Below are 15,221 nucleotides of genomic sequence, written 5' to 3' on the forward strand. Positions count from 1 at the left end.
CCGTCGATGTTGGTCGTGGATGGCTCAGGGCACACTTGATGGGAGGGAGAAGGGTCGAACGCCAGTGGACCCTTCTGCGTGGTAGATCGCGATCGCTCCTATCGCCGTGCCGAGGCCGTCGCTCAACGCCAACAGCCTGCCGGTGAACTCGCGGATTATGCCGTCGGAGCACAGCACGGGCAGATCGGCCGCCATGTCCTTGATCTCTGGAGACGCCATCGCGCGATGAAAGCCTGCCCAGTGCGCGTCCCGCAGATGTTCGGGGACGATCAGGTCCACCGGCTGTCCGACAGCAGCGGATGCTGCGTGGCCAAAGAGCCGCACGGCGCCTTCGTTCCAGGATGTGATGACGCCCTCGGTGTCCACGATGACGACAGCGTGCGCGTCCATGCAGGCATTCAACCGCAGGTCGCACCGGGCTCGAATCCGAGCGGTCGACAGCGTTCCGAATGAGGAACCCGCTACGGCGACGTTCGTCCGGTCCCGGGTAGCCGCGGCGCCGCGTACCGCAAGGGATCCGCTGGCGGTGACGGTCCAACGGCGGGATGCCCGGTGCGACCCATTCCCGCTGCGGCGTGTCGACGGGCGCCCACTGCGGTGAACGGCCGGGCGCTCACCCTCGGGGCCATGGCCCATTGCGAACACGGAACCCTGCTGGTCACCATCACCGAAGGCCGTCCGGGAAAGATCAACTTTCTGACGACCGGAGACGACGAGACCGTGAATCCTGAGAGCGCCGGCCTCCGTCGCCAGATGGGCGCCCTCGACGTTCTGTCGGCGGACGGCGGGAACTGCTCGGGTCGCCGGCCGTCACGCCGTCGCAGGGCGGTCTGATGAAGGAGTACCTGCTCCGACGCCCGAAGGCCTAGCCTTCTCACGCAGGAGGTTGCTGCACGGGTCCTTCTCGGACGGGGTTCGGCTACTGGGGCTGGTCAGCGGGTCGACAGGCGGGAGGCATCAGTCCAGGTGGTGCCCGAGTCGGTGCACGGCATATGCCTTGATCGCGTCAGCGAGCCAGGGCGGGAGCTGCGGGTCTACATCCTCGACCATGGCGCGCTGCTGCGGGTCGTCGAGCAGGAGGTCGCCGAGCGCGTGGTAGGCGGTTGCGTCGGCGGGCCAGAGCGCAGTCACCCCGCGGTGGTGTTCGACGACGAGGTCCAGCGCTCGATCGTCGTCCGGCGCGACGCCGCCGGCGCGGGCTTCCGACATCCGGGTCAGCAGGCGGCGCCCATCCGCGGCGGCGCGTTCGTGATCCTCTCGACTCCAGCCGGCCGTGGCCTGCTCGGCCGCGGCGAAATGGTCCCGCACGGCGTCGCCATAGCGGCCGACGAGTTCCTCCCGTAGCCGCTCCTTGTCCGCGGTGAAGCCGGCGAAGAACTCTTCGTCGCTGATCGTCCGCTCCCCGCTCAGGCCGGCGATCGTGGCGTCGATGGTGTCGAGGATGCGGTCGATCCGGTCCCGCTCACCGACCAGCTGCTCGCGGTGGCGCCGCAGCGCGGTCAGTTCGTCGGCCTCGCCGTCGACGATGTCCCGGATGCCCGGCAACGGAACGCGGAGCTCCTTGAGGAGCAGGATGCGCTGCAACCGCAGCAGCTCACGGCGCCCGTACCACCGGTAGCCGTTGGCGGAGACCCTCGCCGGGGAGAGCAGACCGATCTCGTCGTAGTGCCGCAGTGCACGGGCGGAGATCCCCGCCATCCGGGCGACCTGGCTGATCGAGTGCTCCACGTCCCCGACCGTAAGCGCTTGACCTTCTCGCAACGTCAACTTCTAGCGTCTCGGACGTGCCTACTCACCAGCCCTTCACCATCCGCGATGTCCGGCTCTTCGACGGGACTCGCCCGCTCGAGGCCACCTGCGTGCGTGTCGTCGAGGGCCGCATCGACGCCATCGGGACGCCTCCCGCCGCCGCGTCGGGTGACGCGGTCGTCGACGGGGGCGGCGGGACCCTGCTGCCGGGGCTGATCGACGCCCACGTGCACCTACTCCCCGGCTGCACCCAGTTGGCGGCGACGTTCGGCGTGACGACCGTGGTCGACCAGTTCAGCAAGCCCGAGGTCATCGACCCGGAGCGGGCCGCGGCGACCACCGCCCACGCCGGGCAGGGGCCGGTGCGGGCCGACCTGCGCACCTCGAGCATCGGCGCGACCGCCCCTGGGGGTCATCCCACCATCGCCTACTCGCCCCTTCCGTACGTCACCGGCCCCGCCGACGCGCTGCCGTTTGTCGAGGACCGGATCGGCGAAGGGGCGACCCACCTGAAAGTGATCTACGACGACGGCTCCGGGGCCATGCTCGACATCCCCTCCCTGGACGAGGCCACGATCGAGGCCCTGGTCGCCGCGGCGCACCGCCACGGCCTGCCCGTGGTGGCGCACGTCTCGACCGCCCGCGGTGCGGTCACCGTCGCCCGCTGCGGGGTCGACGTGCTCGCCCACGCGCCGTTCGATCGGATGACCGACGGCGAGGTCCGCGATGTCGCGCGCGCCGGTGTCGCGTTGATCTCGACGCTGTCCATCATCGACGGATTCCCCGGGCCGGACGGCGTGATGCCACTGCTCGCCCAACCGGCACTGGCGTCCCGCCTGACGCGGCGGTGGCGTCGGGTCCTGGACGGTCAGTCCCGGCGGTGGATGCCGCCGGGAGCGCCAGACGGCGCCGCGGCGCGGGAGAACACCCTGGCCCTCTTCGAGGCCGGCGTGCGCGTGCTCGCCGGCACCGACGCACCCAACCCCGGCTTGGTGCACGGTGCGAGCCTGCACCGGGAGCTGCAGCACCTGGTTCGCGCCGGCCTGCGACCGGCCGACGCGTTGACCGCGGCCACGTCCACGCCGGCGGAGGTCTTCGGCCTGGACGACCGCGGACGTCTCGTCGCCGGCGGGCGAGCCGACCTGGTTCTCCTCGACGGCGACCCCACCGCCGATATCACGGCCACCCAACGGCTCCGGCGGGTGTGGGTCCTCGGGCGCGAAGCCGAACTCGAGGCCTACGCGGGCAGCCCTGCCGAGCGGGAGGGCATCACTTGGCTCAACGACTCCACCGCCAAGATCGTTCAGGCCATCCAGGATTCCTGGCCGGGCATCCCCGCACCCGAGGACGTCCGCCGTGAGGAGGATGGTGAGCTGCTCGGTCGCGTCGTCCCCACCTCCGGCGGCTGGCAGGCCGTGACGACCTTCGGCGCTGCCCTCGGCACCGTCAGCAGCTACGACGACGCGCTGGACATCGTGCGCACGCTCGGCATGTCCTGTCTGGCCGAGCCGTGGTGGGCCCGCCCGCTCGACCAGCGCGAGTGGCGCGAGGTCCGGCTCATGGAGATCCGCCCCGACCGTGTCCGCCTGCGCTGGACCGATCCGATGGCCGACCAACCACCATCCGGCCAGTGGTTCGACCTCGGCGACCTGGACCTGACCCTCAAGCCGCCCGCTGAGCCTCAGCGCTACTGATCCGGCCACCGGCGGCATGTAGGCGGTGACACTGACAGCCGAGGCCAACACGAATCATGAAGTGGACGCCGGGGCGCAGCCGCTCAGCGATGGTCTAGCGGTAGTCGTCCGGTGACATGAACGTGGAGATATCCGAGCTTGGCACGCAAGGCTTCGCCAGTCGCACGGCAAGCTCCTCCTCGGTCAGCTGCCGGGAGGCCGGCGCTACGTAGTTCGGATCGTGCCAGCCGCAGCGCATGCAGGCACCGGTCACCATCCGGTAGGAGCCGCAGCTCTCGCACCGGCTCCTCGCGCCGGTCCCAGCGCGAAGGCATACCGCGGTCATCGTCGACAGGAAGTGGCTCACCGCCGCCACACCGATGTGCGCGTCGTAGGCGATCGCGTTCTTCGCGTGAGTCAGCCAGTTGACGTAGTCCCACGTCTCGCGCGTCAGCTTGATGGCATAGGACCGCAGTTGCTTGCTGGAGGGTCCTGCGGCCAGGTGCGCGATCAGCAGGTTGGTCCAGCCCACGACGTCAGCTGCCTTGGGACCGACCTCGCCTTCTGGCCCCAGCGCGTCATCGGCAACTTCGTCGGCGTAGGTAATCATCACCTCGCGTAGTCGCACCCCGAGGGCTTGAAAGTCCTCGGCTTCGCGGCCGCTGTCGAGGGACTCGATCGCCTGTTCCCACAGGCGCCAGGCTCGCGGAAGCAGTCCCGCGGCCTCCTCGGTGATTGGGACCTCTTCCCGGCTGGCGATGCGCACCATGAGCCCGACGTGGAACGTCAGCGCGACGTCCCGGCTCTTGAAGTCGTCCTGCGAGTAGTAGTTCAGCGAGTTGCTGATCGCCCACCAGCGGCTTCCCTTGCAATGCACGTCCCAGATGTGGTGCAGCACCGAACCAACCCGCTCGACTGCGACCTTCTCCAGGTGCACCACCGGGTCCTCGGCCATCTGAGCCGCGAAGTAGTCGAGGATCTGCTCCCGTTCGAGGTCCGAGGCCTTCACCGTCGGCTTCCCTGCTCCCGCTTGACCACGTCCCCAGTCTGACTCGATCCGGAGTGATCTTGGTAGTGAGACGCCGTCGCGTGACGCGTCCGCTTAGACCAACGGCGACCGGCGCAGCCGCCAGGAGTACGACCGCCGAGCGGGAACGTCTGCAACTCGAGCCGGGCGAGCCCTTCACAGGTGTGGCCGTAAGGCCCGCCCGGTGATGATCCCCCGCAAGGGGACGACAACCGGCGCACGAGCGGGAGCCGTCGGCGAGAGCAGTTCCTGATCGATGTTCCGGCGCCCAGATCACCAACGCTATGCCGAAGTTCCAGGAGAGCCAGGCAAGTGGCGGCGACAACGCCGGGGGCCAACCACGCTGCAGCCGCCAGCAGTTCGCCTCCTCGCTCAGTTTCTTCGCGCGACTCAACCATTCAACGGCTATCAACGCCTCCTGCCAAACCAAACTCCGACACCTCGCGCTTTGAATCCGGATCGGCCTACTCTGTCGTATTGAAACCCTCCGAAAGGAACGGCACGCATGCTATCAAGATAGGGAGATCGGGCTCCGCTTCGCGGAGCCCATCGGCATTTCTAGGAGTGACGCGTTGGACGTTATTGGGTGGCGTTGACAAATGCAGGGCGGGATGAAGGTGTACGCCGGTGCGCCGGCGGCCGCGCGGTGCTACGTGGAGGCCGACCGGGGGCGGGCGGACGACTACTACCTCACCGAGGGCACCGGAGTCGCGCGCCGGTTCACCGCCACCGACGGTCGCGTGAGGGAGCTGGCGCCGCTGACCGGCGAGGCCTACGAGACTTGGGTGGCCGGCCGCGACCCGGCCACCGGGGAGCCGCGCGGGCGGCTGCGTTCCGACGCGCACGCCGTCCGCTTCGTGGAGGTGGTGGTCAACGGGCCGAAGACCTGGTCGCTGGCGGCCGCTCTTCATCCGGACATTGCCGCGGCGTACGAGGCGGCGCAGGACCGGGCCGCCGAGCAGATCGTCGCCTGGTTGTCCGAGCATGCGACCACCCGGGTCGGCCCGGCCGGCGGGCAGGTGCAGGTGCCGGTGGAGGTGCTGGAGGCGGCCACAGTGCGGCACTTCACCAGCCGCGCGAACGATCCGCACTGGCACCTGCACCTCCAGTTTCTCTCCCGGGTGTACGCCGCCGCCAAATGGCGCGGCCTGCACACCGTCGGCATCCGCGACTTCCTGGGCGCGATCAACGGGATCGGGCACGCGGCGATGGACACCGACCCGGAATTGAACGCCGCGTTCGCCGCGAACGGCTACACCAAGGACCCAACCGGAGAAATACCGCAGCTGGCCAAATATGTGGGCCCGTTCAGCGCGCGGCATGCGCAGATCGCACGGAATGTGGACCGCTACGAACGGGAATGGGCCGCCGCGCACCCCGACGAAACACCCGGGCCGGCACTGCGCCACGCGTGGGACGCCCGCGCGTGGGCGGAGGGCCGCCCGGACAAGGTCTCCCCGCAGCCCCGCGCGGACGTCGGCGAACGCTGGCGGACGGATCTTGCCGAGCTCGGCTTCCGCGCACCGACCAGTCCCGTCCCGCTGTCGCCCACCCCGGTCGGCGCGCTGGACCGCGACGAGCTCGTCGGGCGGGCGCTGACTCGCCTGGCCGCCGCCCGCTCGGCATGGAACGCCGCGGACGTGCGCGGAGAGGTGGAGCGGCTGATCGCCGCCGAGGGCGTCGTCGTCGATGCCGGGGTGCGGATCGAGCTGGCCGAGGATCTCACCGCCCGCGCCATGCGTATGTGTGTGCCACTGCTGCAGCGGGACGGCGTGGCGGAGCACATCCGGGCCTGGACGTCCCGGCCGGTGCTCGCCGTCGAGGCCGACCTGACCGCCCGTCTCGCGGCCCGCGCCGTCGGGCGCTCAACGGACGCACGTGACACCGGTCTGATACCCCCGCCGGCCCACCTGACACCGACGGTCGCGCCCGCGGCGAGCGCCGGAAAGCTGGACGCCGGTCAGACGGCGGCGGTCGCCGCGCTGGCCGGCGACCGCCCGCTGATCGTGATCGAGGGCGCCGCGGGCGCGGGCAAGACCACCACCCTCGCGGCCACCCGCCAGGCACTCGAGGAACAGGGGCGGCGGCTGGTGGTGGTCACCCCCACGCTGAAGGCCGCGAAGGTCGCCGCCGCCGAGATCGGGACTGCGGCCGGGTCGGCGGCCCGGCTGGCCTTCGAGTACGGCTGGCGCTGGGACGACGACGGCGCCTGGACCCGCCTCGCCGTTGGTCAGACCGACACGGTCACCGGGAAGACCTACGCCGGGCCGGGTGAGGCGGCGCGGCTGCTCTCTGGCGATCTCCTCGTCGTGGACGAAGCGGGCATGCTGGACCAGGACACCGCCCGTGCCGTGTTGACCATCGCCGACGAGTGTCAGGTGCGCGCCGCACTGCTCGGCGACCGCCACCAGCTCGCCGCCGTGGGCCGCGGCGGCGTTCTCCACCTCGCGGTCGGCCAGGTCGACGCCGATGCCTACCTGACACTGCAGGGGCTGCACCGGTTCGCCCGCACCGGCCCCGACGGCCGCGCCCTGCCCGACACCGCATACGCGGACCTGACCCTGGCGATGCGCGCCGGCGATGACCCCGGCAAGGTGTTCGACGCACTTCTCGGGCGGGGGCAGATCCGGCTGCACCCCGACCCGGAGACGCTGCGGGAGACGCTGGCTGCGACCGCCGCCGCGCCGTCCTCCACCGACGGTGAGCGCATCGCCATCGTGGCCGACACTCGGGAGCAGGTCGCCGAGCTCAACACCGCCATCCGCGACCGGCTCGTCGCCGCCGGCCGGGTCGACGACGTGCACACCGTCGTCACCGCGGCGGGGCAGCGGATCGGGGTGGGAGATCGGATCGTGACCCGCCGCAACGACCGCGATCTCGACGTGGCCAACCGGGACACCTGGCTGGTCCGCGCCGTCGCCGGCTCGCGGGGCGGACTTCTTGTCACCCCGGCCGATGTCACCCCTGCTGTCACCCCGCGCTGGCAGGGTGCGCGGGTGCTGCCCGCCGACTACGTCGCCGCGCACGTGGAGCTCGCCTACGCGACGACCGCGCACGGCGCGCAGGGGGAGACGGTCACCGCCGCGCACCTGGTGGTCGGCGAACACACCGGGGCCACCTCTGCCTACGTCGGAATGACGCGCGGCCGGCGGGCCAACACCGCGCACCTGATCGCCACCGATGTCAACCAGGCGCGGGAGCAGTGGGTCACGGTTTTCGCCCGCGACCGCGCCGACCTCGGCCCCGCCGACGCCGCCCAGCAGGCAGCGGCCGAGGCCGCCCGCTACGCCGCACCGCGGCCGCTGGACGACGTCCTCGCCGACCTGCGCGCCGCCTGGACCGAGCAGCAGCGCTGCGGCGACCTGCTCACCCGCCAGCAGCTGCAACGCGAAGCCCTCCGCGCAACCGTCGCCCGACACGCCGAAAGCACCCAGCGGCTCTCCCCCCTGAAGGCCGACTGCGCGCAGGCCGCGACCGACGCCGCCACCGCCCGGCAGCGGGCCGAGGCCAGCGGCTCCCGCGTCGCCGCCGACGCCGACCAGATCCGCGACACCCTCCTCAACCGATGGGACGCCGGGCGGGAGACCGCCCGGCAGGCCGCCCGGGTAATCCTCGACGGCCCCGGCCGGCTGGGGCTGCGCCGCGGCGCAGCGGCCCGCGCCGGCGAGCAGCTCACCGACTGGCACGCCACCTGGGCGCCGCACCTGCCGGGCCTGCCCGCCGACCACGCCCGGCTGACCCGGACCGCCGCCGGGAACGATGATCGGTCGGCCCTGGAGGCGGCGCTGGGGGCCGCGGCCCGCCGTGCCGCCGAACACGCGCACCCCGATTACGCCGCCCTCGCCGCCGCTGCCGTCGCCGCCGAGCGCACCCACTACACCGCGCAACGCGCGCTGGACCGGGCCCGGTACGACCACGACCACCGCTACGGCACCACGGGCCAGAACGACCACGCCCTGCAGTTGGCCGACGCCGAGCGGGCACTGGCCGCCACCCGCCAGCAACTGACCGACGTCCGAGCGCGCATTGCCACCCTGCAAACCGAACCGGCCCTGCTCGCCCAGCCGCCCGAGCGGCTCCAACTGGAGCACCAGGCCTGGCGCGCTCGCCGCGACGTCGCCCAACGCGCGGCCCGGACCACCCCGCGGACCACGGCCGGGCCCGACCGGACCGTGCAGCACCCGCAGCCCGAGGATATCCGCCACCTCGCCCCGCGCCGCGCCCTCGGCCGCGGCATTGGGCGCTGAACGCGCGGCAGTCGGCGCCCTGCTGCTGCACGAGGGAACTCTCCTCACCCGCCCGGTGGGCGGCAGCAGAAGAACAACAGGAAGACCGGCTGCAAGAGGACTGGAGGCCCAACTGGAGGCGTACCGGAGAAAAACAGGAGGTCGCGGCCAGAAACTGGCCATGGGGTGTCAGCAATGACCCGACATGGACGCCTTCTACCGGTGTCGGGCCCCAGCCACACGATCTTCGAGGGAGACAGCCATGCACCTCCAGCCCGCCGGCCACGAACCGGAACTGCTCACCATCGCCGAGGCCGCCCAGCTGCTGCGCACCCCGGTCGCCACCCTCCGGTACTGGCGGCACCGCAACACCGGTCCCCGCAGCTTCCGCGTCGGCCGCCGCGTCCTCTACCGCCGCGACGACCTCCGGGCCTGGATTGATGCCCAGCGCGAGGACGCCGTGCCGACCGAGGCGTGAGTCGGGTCGCAGGAGCCCTTGGCCGGGGCCCAGAGTTCCGTCGAGGCCCATCGGGCAACCGTGATACTGGACCTGTACGGGCACCCTGCGCAGGTCCGGCCAGCGGGTCGGAGCCATGCCAGCTCGTCGCGGCGCGGATGACGAGCCGGAAATGGCGTTCGACTACGCGACGTCTCTCAGTGACACTCGGGCGTGCTCGTCACTCTGTCCACCACGCACGTGCCCGCGACCGATCTCGGCTTTCTGCTGCACAAGAACCCAGCGCGGGCCCAGCAGGTCGACGTCTCGACCGGCACGGCGCACGTGTTCTACCCGGAGGCGGACGAGCACCGGTGCACAGCGGCGTTGCTGCTCGAGGTCGACCCGATCGGGCTGGTGCGCACGGCTCGGGCCGGCGGGGATGACGGCGCGCTCGCCCAGTACGTCAACGACCGGCCGTACGCGGCGTCGAGCCTGCTGGCCGTCGCGCTCGGCAAGGCGTTCTCCAGCGCCCGCCGTGGGGTGAGCAAGGAGCGACCGGAGCTGGTCGACGTCGCGCTGCCGTTGGAGGTGCACATCCCCGCGTTGTCGTGCCGGGGCGGCGTGGAGATGGCGCACCGGTACTTCGCGCCGCTGGGCTGGCGGGTCGACGCGACGGCGGTGCCGCTGGACGAGACCCTGCCGGACTGGGGCGAGTCCCGGTACGTCGACCTGCGGCTGACCGGGGAGCTCCGGCTCGCGGACGCGCTCAACCACCTCTACGTGGCCCTGCCGGTGCTCGACGACGCGAAGCACTACTGGATCGGGACCGACGAGATCGAGAAGCTGCTGCGCGCCGGCAGCGGCTGGCTGGCCACGCACCCGGAGCGCGACCTGATCACCCGCCGGTACCTGGGCCACCGGACCGCCCTGAGCCGCCGGGCGATCGAGCGGCTCGCCGAGGTCGACGACGCCGATCCCGAGGCACTGGACGACGCGATCGCGCCGCCGCTCGCGGCGGCCGGCGGCCCGCAGATCGCGGACGGCGAGGACGACTCGGCCGACCGACCGGTGCCCCTGGCGCTGCAGCGGCACGGGGCGGTGCTGGCCGCGCTGCGCTCGGCCGGCGCGCAGCGGGTCATCGACCTCGGCTGCGGAGCCGGTGCGCTCCTGCCCGCGCTGCTGGCCGAGCGGGCGTTCACCGAGATCCTCGGCGTTGACGTCAGCGCCCGGGCGCTGGAGGTGGCCGCCCGGCGCCTGCGGTTCGACCGGCTCCCGGAGCGGCAGCGGGCGCGGATCAAGCTGCTGCAGAGCGGACTGACCTACACCGACGCCCGACTCCGGGGATACGACGCAGCGGTGCTGATGGAGGTTATCGAGCACCTCGATCTTGACCGCCTGCCGGCGCTCGAGCACGCCGTCTTCGGTGCCGCTGCCCCGGCCACCGTCGTCGTCACTACTCCCAACTCCGAGTACAACGTCCGTTTCGAGGGGCTGCCGGCCGGCACGTTCCGGCACCGGGACCACCGGTTCGAGTGGACCCGTGCGCAGTTCGCCGCCTGGGCCGCCGCCGTCGGCGACCGGTACGGGTACACGGCGCGGCTGCTCGGCGTCGGTGACGACGACCCGGACGTCGGCACGCCCACGCAGATGGCCGTGTTCACCCGTGCCACGGTGACGGGGGTGGCGGCATGATCACGCCGACCGAGGAGCGCCCGACCGGCGAGCCGCGCACCGTCGTCGTCCCCGACCTGTGCCTGGTCGTGCTGATCGGCGTGAGCGGCTCGGGCAAGAGCACCTTCGCCCGCCGGCACTTCCGTGGCACCCAGGTGCTCTCCAGCGACTTCTGTCGTGGCCTGGTAGCCGACGACGAGAACGACCAGTCGGCGACGCCGGAGGCCTTCGCCCTGCTGCACCACATCGCCGGAGTCCGGCTGCGCGCCGGACGGCTGACGGTGGTCGACGCGACCAACGTCAAGCGCGAGGACCGTGCCTCCCTCGTGGCGCTGGCGCGCGAGCACGACGTGCTGCCGGTGGCGATCGTCCTCGACGTGCCCGAGGGCGAGTGCCTGGCCCGCAACGCCGCCCGGCCGGACCGCGACATCGCACCCGGGGTGATCCGGCGGCAGCGGTCGGACCTGCGGCGCGGGCTGCGCGGCCTGCGCCGCGAGGGTTTCCGCAAGGTGCACGTGCTGGACGGCACCGCGGAGATCGACCGCGCGGTCATCACCTACGAGAAGGCCTACAACGACCGCCGCGAGGACACCGGCCCGTTCGACGTCGTGGGCGACGTGCACGGCTGCCGCGCCGAGCTCGAGGAGCTGCTCGACGAGCTCGGCTACGAGCTTCGCCGCGATGAGCACGGTCGCCCGGTGGACGCCGAGCACCCGGCCGGACGCCGGGCGATCTTCGTCGGCGACCTCGTCGACCGCGGGCCGGACTCACCCGGTGTGCTGCGGCTGGTCATGGGCATGGTCGCCGCCGGACATGCCCTGTGCGTGCCCGGCAACCACGAGAACAAGCTGGTGCGCGCCCTGCGTGGGCGCAACGTGCAGATCACCCACGGCCTGGAGCGCACGTTGGCCCAGCTGGAGGCGGAGGACGACGACTTCCGCCGCCAGGTCGAGGAGTTCTGCTACGGCCTGGTCAGCCACTACGTGTTCGACGGCGGAGCGCTGGTCGTCGCGCACGCCGGGCTCAAGGAGTCGCTGCAGGGCCGCGCCAGCGCCCGGGTGCGGGACTTCGCCCTCTACGGCGAGACGACCGGGGAGACCGACGAGTTCGGTCTGCCCGTGCGCTACCCGTGGGCGACCGAGTACCGCGGCCGCGCGATGGTGCTCTACGGGCACACCCCGGTTCCCACGCCGGAGTGGATCAACAACACCCTGTGCCTCGACACCGGCTGCGTCTTCGGTGGCCGGCTCACGGCGCTGCGCTACCCCGAGCGGGAGCTGGTCAGCGTCGCGGCCAAGCAGACCTACTACGAGCCGGCCCGCCCGTTCCTGGCCGAGGGGGAGGCCGCCCCGCTGTCCGAGCCGCGGCGCCGGGACGACGTCCTCGACGTCGCCGACGTGCTCGGCAAGCGGGTCGTCGAGACCCGGCTCTCCGGCCGGGTGACCGTGCGCGAGGAGAACGCCGCGGCGGCGATCGAGGTGATGAGCCGCTTCGCGGTGGCGCCGGAGCAGCTGCTGTACCTGCCGCCGACGATGAGCCCGTCCGCCACCTCGACCCGGCCGGGGTTGCTGGAGCACCCGGCCGAGGCGTTCGCCTACTTCCGCGGCGAGGGCGTGGCCGAGGTCGTCTGCCAGGAGAAGCACATGGGCTCCCGCGCGGTTGCGGTGGTCCGCCGTGATGGCAGTGGTGTGCTGCACACCCGCACCGGCCGCTCCTTCTTCGGCCCCGAGCTCACCGCCGCGTTCCTGGGCCGCCTCGGCACCGCGGCGGAGAAGGCGGGGCTGTTCGATGAGTTCGACACCGACTGGCTGCTGCTCGACGCCGAGCTGCTTCCGTGGTCGGTCAAGGCGGGCGACCTGATCCGCAGCCAGTACGCCGCGGTCGGTGCTGCCGCGCGGACGGCGCTCCCCGCCGCCGTGGCAGCCCTGGAGCAGGCGGCCGCGCGGGGTCTCGAGATCGGGGAGGTGCTCGACCGCCAGCGGCGGCGCGTCGCCGACGTCGAGGCGTTCTCACAGGTGTACCGGCGCTACTGCTGGCCCACCGACGGGTTGAGCGGCGTCGCCTTCGCGCCCTTCCAGCTGCTCGCCTCCGCCGGCGCGACGTACTCCGACCGGCCGCACGCCTGGCACCTCGCCGTCGCCGACCGCCTCGCCGAGGCCGACCCCGACCTCGTCCGCAGCACCCGCTCGCTCACGGTCGACGTCACGGACCCGACCAGCGAGACTGCGGCGACGGCCTGGTGGGAGGAGATGACGGCAGTCGGCGGCGAGGGCATGGTTGTCAAGCCCGCGGCCAACCTGACCCGCGGGCGGCGCGGTGTGGTGCAGCCCGGCCTCAAGGTCCGCGGCCGGGAGTACCTGCGGCTGATCTACGGCCCGGACTACACCGAGCCGCAGCACCTCGAACGGCTGCGGGAACGGTCGCTCGGCCGCAAGCGCGGACTCGCCCTCCGGGAGTACGCCCTCGGCCTGGAGGGGCTGGAGCGCCTCGCCCGTGGTGAGCCGCTCTGGCGGGTCCACGAGTGTGTCTTCGCCGTCCTGGCGCTGGAGTCCGAGCCGGTAGACCCGCGACTTTGACTCGACGGGCTGTGGACCAACGCCATCTCGCCGATCGCATCTACAGCCGAGCAGCCGCGGACCGCCTGGACATTGTCGCTCGGCGGATCGTTGAGCGGATCGATCAGCGGCAGGGTCTCGACCCTCGCGGGAGACAGCCGTCCACGCGTCTCGTGACCGCGCTCGGGAGAGCAACCCGTGCGACGTGTTCTACGTCACGTGGACGGGCCCCGAGACGGCGCCGTGGCACCGGATCGGCGTGGCCCCGAGGCCGTTCCCAGATTGTGGATCGCGGACTTCTGCGGACTGTTTGCGGACAGCTCGCCGGTCCGCCGTCTCTTTGATCTTGTACTGTCGGACGAATCCGCTGGTCAGCGGCCTGTTGCGTGGTGCGCCATCAGGGACTCGAACCCCGAACCCGCTGATTAAGAGTCAGCTGCTCTGCCAATTGAGCTAATGGCGCCGGTCGCCCGGCCGGCCGGGCAACGAGGCGAAACGATACCAGCGCCCCCGGGGTGCGGTGCGAGGTGGGCGCGAGTCCCTCGCCACACCCCCCCCCGCCCCGAGCGCGTCGCCGCTCGTCGCGGCCCCCAGGCCGTCCGGGCGTGGACACTGAGGTCTCCGGCCCCCGTGGCGGGGCCGGTCGGGGGAGAGGAGTCGCGCGATGCGGCGTGCAGCGGCGGTGGTGGCGGCGGGCGCCCTGGTGTTCCTGGCCGGGTGCAGCGGTGACGACGACGGGGGCGGCGGCTCGTCGGAGCGCACGCCCGGCGCCGCGCCGGCGGAGGTCGTCCTGACCCCGGCCGACGGTGCCCAGGACGTCTCGCCGATCACCCCGCTGGAGATCTCGGTGACCGGCGGCGAGCTCGCCGACGTCACGGTGGTCGACGCCCAGGGCAGCCCCGTGGAGGGTGAGACCGCCGCGGCACCGGGCGACCCCGCGACCGAGGTGTGGACGGCGGCGACCCCGCTGGCGTACGGCACGACCTACACGCTCACCGCTACGGCGACCGACGGCGCCGACGAGGAGACCGAGGCATCCGCGACGTTCACCACCGTCACCCCGGCCACCCTCTCCACGCCCTCGATCGGCCCGCTGGACGGCACCACGGTCGGCGTCGGCATGCCGATCCGCGTCTACTTCGACGACCCGGTCGCCGACAAGGCCGCCGCCGAGAGCCACCTGCGGGTCACCACCTCCACCCCGACCGACGGGGCGTGGAACTGGCTGACCGACAGCGAGGTGCACTTCCGGCCGTCGCAGTACTGGCCGGCCGGCATCGAGGTCACCCTCGACGCCGAGCTGTACGGCGTCGACCTCGGCGAGGGAGTGTGGGGCGAGAAGGACCGCACGGTCAGCTTCTCGGTCGGCGACCGGCACGTCTCCGTCGTCGACGCCGCCACCCACGTCATGGACGTCTACGACGGCGACCGGCTGGTGCAGAGCTTCCCGATGAGCGCCGGCAGCGCGGAGAACCCGACCCGCAACGGCCCGCACGTGGTCACCGAGTCCCACCGCGACATCACGATGGACTCCAGCACCTTCGGGCTCGCCGTCGACGCACCCGGCGGCTACCGCACCGACGTCGAGTACGCCGTCCGCATCTCCAACAACGGCGAGTTCGTGCACGCCGCCCCCTGGTCGGAGTCCAGCCAGGGCATCGAGAACGTGTCGCACGGCTGCATCAACCTCTCCACCGACCGCGCCGGCTGGTTCTTCGGATTCGCTCAGCCCGGCGACGTCGTCGAGGTCAAGAACTCGATCGGCCCGCAGCTGTCCGCGGCCGACGGCGACATCTACGACTGGGCGATCCCGTGGGAGGAGTGGAAGGCCGGCAGCGCGCTGAAGTGAGCCGGGCGGCCCGGCCCCCGGCGCCGGGCGGC

General features: G+C 72.1%; 9 protein-coding genes and 1 tRNA gene. 6 read left to right on the top strand and 4 right to left on the bottom strand.

Annotated elements, in window-relative coordinates; translation table 11 throughout:
- Positions 1-24: 24 nt before the first annotated feature.
- Together JKP75_RS04870 and JKP75_RS04875 are read right to left on the bottom strand one after the other, a co-directional pair.
- The gene (locus tag JKP75_RS04870; protein WP_200492343.1) at positions 25-390 is read right to left on the bottom strand and encodes a PAS domain S-box protein; all 366 of its coding nucleotides are present in this window, start codon (positions 388-390) and stop codon (positions 25-27) included.
- 567 nt (positions 391-957) lie between these two features.
- Positions 958-1,728, bottom strand: a complete 771-nt coding sequence (locus JKP75_RS04875; RefSeq protein ID WP_200492342.1) for a MerR family transcriptional regulator — start codon at positions 1,726-1,728, stop codon at positions 958-960.
- A gap of 56 nt (positions 1,729-1,784) precedes the next feature.
- On the opposite strand from JKP75_RS04875, the gene JKP75_RS04880 reads away from it, so the two are divergent.
- Positions 1,785-3,443 carry an amidohydrolase family protein gene (locus tag JKP75_RS04880; protein WP_200492813.1) on the top strand — a complete coding sequence of 553 codons (1,659 nt, stop codon included), beginning with the start codon at positions 1,785-1,787 and terminating at the stop codon, positions 3,441-3,443.
- 94 nt (positions 3,444-3,537) lie between these two features.
- Here JKP75_RS04880 and JKP75_RS04885 read toward each other — a convergent pair whose 3' ends face one another.
- Entirely contained in the window at positions 3,538-4,431 is an 894-nt protein-coding gene (locus JKP75_RS04885) for a hypothetical protein (RefSeq protein WP_200492339.1), read from the bottom strand.
- A 629-nt stretch (positions 4,432-5,060) separates the two neighbouring features.
- Between JKP75_RS04885 and mobF the strand changes: the two genes are divergently transcribed.
- From mobF to JKP75_RS04905, 4 genes are all read left to right on the top strand, one after another.
- Positions 5,061-8,696 carry a MobF family relaxase gene (gene mobF, locus JKP75_RS04890; protein ID WP_200492814.1) on the top strand — a complete coding sequence of 1,212 codons (3,636 nt, stop codon included), beginning with the start codon at positions 5,061-5,063 and terminating at the stop codon, positions 8,694-8,696.
- 241 nt (positions 8,697-8,937) lie between these two features.
- The gene (locus JKP75_RS04895) at positions 8,938-9,153 is read left to right on the top strand and encodes an AlpA family transcriptional regulator (protein ID WP_200492338.1); all 216 of its coding nucleotides are present in this window, start codon (positions 8,938-8,940) and stop codon (positions 9,151-9,153) included.
- Positions 9,154-9,345: 192 nt separating this feature from the next.
- Positions 9,346-10,806 carry a 3' terminal RNA ribose 2'-O-methyltransferase Hen1 gene (locus JKP75_RS04900; protein WP_200492815.1) on the top strand — a complete coding sequence of 487 codons (1,461 nt, stop codon included), beginning with the start codon at positions 9,346-9,348 and terminating at the stop codon, positions 10,804-10,806.
- Positions 10,803-13,361 carry a polynucleotide kinase-phosphatase gene (locus tag JKP75_RS04905; protein ID WP_200492816.1) on the top strand — a complete coding sequence of 853 codons (2,559 nt, stop codon included), beginning with the start codon at positions 10,803-10,805 and terminating at the stop codon, positions 13,359-13,361. Before JKP75_RS04900 ends, JKP75_RS04905 begins: the two co-directional genes overlap by 4 nt.
- A gap of 366 nt (positions 13,362-13,727) precedes the next feature.
- Here JKP75_RS04905 and JKP75_RS04910 read toward each other — a convergent pair.
- A tRNA-Lys gene (locus JKP75_RS04910) sits at positions 13,728-13,803 on the bottom strand.
- A 201-nt stretch (positions 13,804-14,004) separates the two neighbouring features.
- Between JKP75_RS04910 and JKP75_RS04915 the strand changes: the two genes are divergently transcribed.
- Complete coding sequence (locus tag JKP75_RS04915) at positions 14,005-15,189, top strand: Ig-like domain-containing protein (protein ID WP_200492817.1); 1,185 nt, start codon at positions 14,005-14,007, stop codon at positions 15,187-15,189.
- The last annotated feature ends 32 nt before the right edge of the window (positions 15,190-15,221 follow it).

Origin of the sequence: Blastococcus sp. TML/M2B (assembly GCF_016612865.1) — a bacterium.
Classification (GTDB): domain Bacteria; phylum Actinomycetota; class Actinomycetes; order Mycobacteriales; family Geodermatophilaceae; genus Blastococcus.